This window comes from Agathobaculum desmolans ATCC 43058 (genome assembly GCF_000701665.1).
Classification (GTDB): Bacteria; Bacillota; Clostridia; order Oscillospirales; family Butyricicoccaceae; genus Agathobaculum; species Agathobaculum desmolans.
The window spans coordinates 1-5,515 of record NZ_JNJN01000077.1 but is presented as its reverse complement, the minus strand read 5'-3'; the positions used below and the strand labels follow the sequence as shown (position 1 = coordinate 5,515).

The window sequence follows — 5,515 nt, the reverse complement described above, 5'->3', positions numbered from 1 at the left end:
AAACAGTATGACGACTCAACCCTGTTTCGCGCTCACACTCAATTTTCTTGCCCTCTGGGTGCTGCCGTTGCCATCCTTCTACAATTTTAGCTTTTTCGGGTCTACCCTGTAAAGGCTTTCCATTATCCTCATTCATAATTACAAGTGTTGCCCTCGCAATCTTCAAATGAACCTCCTGTTTTCTATAATTCCGCTTATTCGGCGGTATCGATACTTTCGTAGTCTTTTCAATCCATGCCCGACTTGCTATCGTAGACAAAAACCTGTTATCTGCTTTCAACGCCTTAAAAGCATCTTGTATATCCGATTTGGTAAAATGGTTGTCCTCGTCCTCGGTCAAACTCTCCAAATGCTCTAAAAAACTGTATGCGTCCTGCTTGATTTGCCGTTCTGAAATACCACATTTCAAACCATAAGCACACAAAGCCATAATGGAGAAGTACCTACCACCTACCTTAACTTCATCACTCATTTTATGCTTCCACCACTCATAAAGAGCTGGCTTACAAGTCCATGTTCTCCTAAGTGACTGTCCCTCTACTATCTTTAACTGATACCATGCTGGATAAAGTTCCTTAGCTTCCTCCAGCGTAATACCTTTTTTCCGCTTCTCTTGCTTCGGCTTCTCATAGATCAGGGACAAGTCCACCTTACAACTCGGTATAGATGCCTTGATTTCCTCCAGCGTATAGCGTTGATCTGTAAGCTGCCACGCCTTGACGGGAAAACCCTCTCCCAGCTTCGACAAGCTACCTACACACCGAAACCCTTGATAAATACCAGTTATATCAGGATTATCTGGACGTATGCTGCTGGTATCGTTCCAATTCCTACGAATAAGAGCTTCTTTCAGCTCCGCAAGCGTTTTTTCCATGTTATGATACAATTCTATCGGCTCTTGAAAAAGATAGTACAAGTGTACCCCCTTACCAGAAGATACCAAAAATGACGGGCAAAGCTGCACTCCGTTCCCAAACTGCTTCAACATATTTTTAAGCTGCTGCAAACCTACATAATCAATATCAATCACCATTGCAAAAAGCTGATGGGCATTCTCCTTGGTATGGCTCTTCCCAAAGAAAGAAATAGGTGGAATAAGCCCAAAACTATCCCCCACAACCTTATCCAACCGTTCCAAAGTATCGTCAACTATCCATTGCCTTGTCTTTCCCTCACCCTTAGGACGTAACTGACTGGCAATAACATTCCCTTTTCCGTCCCCTATCGATCTTTGCAAACTTCCAGCCGGAAACAAAGCCCTGTAAAACTCTTTCGGCTTCACCTCTGAAAACCCTCGCTCATTCATCAGTTTTTCCTTATCTCGATACGCCTTTTTCCACTCTGAAACCGTCTTATAATTTCGCTTCATACCTACCTAACACCACCCCAAAATCAAGTATTTTTCTCTATGTTACAGATATAATAAAATGCTACTGTCCCTCCCCCCTTGACCGCTAATCTTATCAATAGATTTTTGCACATTTTTTCATTATAACCGATACCGCCCGATACCGCCCATTTTGTTTATCCCTCTGCTGGGTAAGTGGGGAGGAAGTTTCCTACCATTCAAGAGCTGCACGCATTGTCCAACCGTCTGGTTGCTCTCCCACTTCAATCTGAAGAACTCTATATCTGCGTTTGCTCTCTATAAATTTTAGTTCACTATCTGTAAACTTACAGCATCGGTCCGTCCTGTTGGCGTTGATATTTCTGCTGACACTTTGGCTGTAGCAACTTCTTTTGCATTTCTGGAGGAAGTCGCTTGAATGTACGATCGTACTTCTCTATAATTGCTTCCTGTCGTTTTACGACCTGTCTCAGCTCCTGCACTTTTTCGGCATTTTTGTCTTTAGGCAGTGCTTCATAAGGCATTTCCTGAATTGCATCAATTCGCTCGATTAGTTTTGCGCAACGCTTCTGTACCTCAAGACCAATCGCGGCCGAGCTGACCAACTTCTCAACCTCGTCATAGCTTACTCCACGAACTCCACCCAACATGGTTTTTTGAGGCTTTATCTCGGATAGTAGCTTTTCAACCTGCGGCAATTTCTCCATAGATGCCCGTAACTCGTCTGTAAAGCATTTAAGGGCTGTCCGACGCATGTTGACATGCCAAAGTTCCTCCGACGCATCCTGAAGCTTCTGGGCGGCTTTATGAATCTCTTCCATGTACGCCTTGTATTCTGGTTCAGTCAGGTGTTTGCGCCGCTTTCCTGCATTTGCACCCTCTCCGCGTTCCAAACCGTAGGCAGCTCCCACAGCCTGATGGTATGCAGTATGCAGCTCCAGCAATTCTTGTCGTGTAAAAACATCCTTACAGCACAATCGTCCATCCAACGTGATTGGCATTAGGTACAGGTGCATATGGGGTGTTGCTTCATCCAAATGCACTACTGCTGATAAAATATTTTCCTTGCCATATCGCTCGGCAAAAAAATTATACGACTGTTCAAAAAATTCCTTTCGTGCCTTTGGCGTCAGCGTGTCAAAGAAGTCCGAATCTGAGGACACAATGAATCCGCATAGTTTTACTGCATCCTTTCGGATCCTGGTCACACCCAGCGCACGCAGCCGATCGTCTATGCGCCTGGCATATGTCCCATGCGCATGCAGAGCCGGCGCGTGCAGCTGATAATTCATGTAGGTTAGGCTCCAGTCGATATCTGGATTGCTATGAGACACCCCCTCCCGCAATCGCTCAGCGTGTATCTCAATCCCTCCCACTGTAGTCCCTTTGAACTTCTGCATATGAATCACCTGATAGCTCATCCCGCTGCACCTCCATACTTTACCCAAAGGCTTTTAACCCGACAAAATCCTTTAGGTAAAGTATAGCACATTATACTTTGCTCCGCAAAGTTAATGTGCGCTGCCGCGAGCTAAGGGGAGTTTCTCCCCTTGCTGCTTTCCGCAGCATATCCCCCTTGTCGTTAATAAGCAACCTGTGTTACAATGACAATGCTGCTTGCCACTCCGTCCCGGTACTTCGGGAGGAGGTGAAATCATGGACGGAGTCATCACATTCTTTCTTTCCGTCGCAGCAAGCGTAGTTGGCTACTACATCTGCAAGTGGCTTGACGGCAAGATCGGCAAGCAGTAAGCAAAAAAAGAACACCCTCGGAGCGGCTACTCCGAGGGTGTTCGCGTTCATCATGAACGGATTGCCATCACATTCTTGGCTATAATTATTATACTCCGATTATTCCAGTTTAGTCAACCTTTTCTCCCATGCACAACACTGCCGTTCCTTTTCTCTTACTCGATGACCTCACCCGTTCCCTTCATCCTTTTTATTCACTTATCCAACATGTATTGTAATACTACCATTGTACTATTTATCGATATTGCCATATTGACAAACCATTGATATAATTGTGATGTGAAATTCTCTATTGAAACACAGAAAGGAGTGGTTCCAATGGGAGATGAAATTGAACAATCAGACACGATAATTTTTGCTTTTAGGAGATATAACTATGAAGAAAATCATATCATCTTTGCTATCTGTAACAATACTTTTCTCTCTGTCGATCCCTGCTTTCGCAGCAGAACCACAAAACACTTTTTCTGACGATGCTTTCGCTATGTGGGCTTCTGTTCCCGAACTGAAAATCAACGAAGAAACCTTATCGAAAAGCTCTGATCCAATCATTCGTGAAAACAGCGATTATCTAATTGCAGAAGCTGCAAAGATCAAAACAATGTCTATTGATGAACTCAATACCTACATCAACAACATTTATAGCAAATACAACTCTGCTACCACAAGAAGCATCCAACCTCCAGGAACTATCAATATCCTACAGCTCAAAGCAGCGTGGTTAGCAGCAGCACAAGCAGCCAAATTATTGGGCTATCCTTGTGCTGCAAAAGCAGTCGAACACTCTGTACTGGCCCAGAACTACACAGAAAATGATGGCGCTTTTGCTGCAAAAATCAAAACCTCTTCCGCTTTCAAAAACTTCCTATCCTCAACCAAGAACAGCAACAAAACTTCTAACAAAAAGGTGGTGGAGTTCACAAAATCTGACAACTCAGATTTGTTCTATGCTCTCCACAATGCCACTGTAACCCTTACTAAGTCTGGCACAAAATACAAAACAAATATCTATGATGTTTTTGACTTCGCTTTAGATAACGATTACAGCAGTATATTTACCACTGCGGTAAATAACTGGGCTTGGCTCTGCCAAAACACATTTGTTTTGCACAAAATCAAAATAAATGTCAACTTTACCGCGTAAATCAATTTACATAAAAACAAGAACACACCAGATTTCGGTCTGGTGTGTTCTTGTTTTCCATTTAAGTATCAAGCTTGCAGGAATACAAAGTGTTGGTATCTATATCATAGAGTCCAACAGTAAAATTGAAAGAACCCCTATTGAGAATATCCGCTCCAGTCGCTTTGTCCTTTTCAGTATGACGATCAATCAAAATATAATAACCATTTTGAATATCTGGCACTAAAGCATTTTGCTGATTATCACTTAAAAACGGTCCACTTGTGCCACCTGTTTCATCTTCCAATCCATAAATAAGGGCTTGCATTGTATCATCAAGAGGAAATGCTTTCCATTCAAAATTTCCCTTAATTTCCTCTAAAACTGTATCATCATCAAAACTGATCGCAATACAAGAACGCCCCTCACCACCACTATATTCATTGAAATTTGAAACTTCTTTACCACCAGACACAGAAATTCCGAGTTCCTTTGATGCAGTGTCCTGTACTGTATTTGACCCACACGCTACCAAAGTAAATAATGCAACAGCAATAATATTACCAAGAATTAAAAATCTCTTCATAAGTAAACTCCTTTCAAGAAACATACAAAACAAAAAACACTAACATTTTTTCTTATCCCATCACCCTCTAATATCACATCTATCTATGCCTCCTAAAAATTCGGCTCCACCAATTCTTGGGCTGCTCCAGCTCTGACTGCTGTACTTGTGATATTGGCTCTGTCTCTGCTAGATCAGCAGCACCGCCCTCATCAATAAACTGCGGTGACATCTGGGCAAGCTGCAATCTTTGGGCTTGATCTGCCAACACTACCACCCTTTCTGCCAACGCTCGACTGTGTTGCCGTTCCTTAGACAGCTCCGCTTGCAGCTGCTCCACCTGTTTCCTCAAAAAAATAACCTCGGAATTATCGGTTTCATGATTTAATCCGGGTTGAATACAAGGTTTAATAGGTTGTTCAACATTCACCCCATAAACCTCATACAATGCTGATACCCTCAGCATTTTTCGCCCATTAACAAGTTTAACATAGGAGTTTAATGAGTTGTTTAACCTTTTATAAACAGCTTGAACCGAAATACCCGCTTTCTCTGCAAACTCTTGTACCGTCAAAAGCTCGTCTTGCTCCCTCCTTTTCACTCATTCACTCCCTCCTTTCTCCACCACTTCAAAACAGTATGACGACTCAACCCTGTTTCGCGCTCACACTCAATTTTCTTGCCCTCTGGGTGCTGCCGTTGCCATCCTTCTACAATTTTAGCTTTT

General features: G+C 42.9%; 5 protein-coding genes. 1 reads left to right on the top strand and 4 read right to left on the bottom strand.

Going from position 1 to position 5,515, the window contains the following annotated elements; all coding sequences use genetic code 11:
* Nucleotides 1–1,369, bottom strand: a 1,369-nt coding sequence (locus tag T363_RS14785) for a repa (protein ID WP_051643296.1), incomplete at its 3' end; no start/stop codon positions are given.
* A gap of 305 nt (nucleotides 1,370–1,674) precedes the next feature.
* On the bottom strand, nucleotides 1,675–2,769 hold the full coding sequence (gene mobV / locus T363_RS0113345; RefSeq protein WP_051643295.1) for a MobV family relaxase: 1,095 nt from the start codon (nucleotides 2,767–2,769) through the stop codon (nucleotides 1,675–1,677).
* Nucleotides 2,770–3,476: 707 nt separating this feature from the next.
* On the opposite strand from mobV, the gene T363_RS0113335 reads away from it, so the two are divergent.
* The gene (locus T363_RS0113335) at nucleotides 3,477–4,244 is read left to right on the top strand and encodes a hypothetical protein (RefSeq protein ID WP_051643294.1); all 768 of its coding nucleotides are present in this window, start codon (nucleotides 3,477–3,479) and stop codon (nucleotides 4,242–4,244) included.
* Between the two features lie 61 nt (nucleotides 4,245–4,305).
* Here the strand turns inward: T363_RS0113335 and T363_RS0113330 are convergent, their stop codons facing one another.
* Together T363_RS0113330 and T363_RS0113325 are read right to left on the bottom strand one after the other, a co-directional pair.
* Complete coding sequence (locus T363_RS0113330; protein WP_031476622.1) at nucleotides 4,306–4,809, bottom strand: hypothetical protein; 504 nt, start codon at nucleotides 4,807–4,809, stop codon at nucleotides 4,306–4,308.
* A gap of 79 nt (nucleotides 4,810–4,888) precedes the next feature.
* Nucleotides 4,889–5,389, bottom strand: a complete 501-nt coding sequence (locus T363_RS0113325; protein ID WP_031476620.1) for a hypothetical protein — start codon at nucleotides 5,387–5,389, stop codon at nucleotides 4,889–4,891.
* Nucleotides 5,390–5,515: the final 126 nt, after the last annotated feature.

What these genes read in the sequence shown, in the direction of transcription:
- mobV (WP_051643295.1), bottom strand. Translation starts at nt 2,769, where the DNA reads ATGAGCTATCAGGTGATTCATATGCAGAAGTTCAAAGGGACTACAGTG.
- T363_RS0113335 (WP_051643294.1), top strand. Translation starts at nt 3,477, where the DNA reads ATGAAGAAAATCATATCATCTTTGCTATCTGTAACAATACTTTTCTCT.
- T363_RS0113330 (WP_031476622.1), bottom strand. Translation starts at nt 4,809, where the DNA reads ATGAAGAGATTTTTAATTCTTGGTAATATTATTGCTGTTGCATTATTT.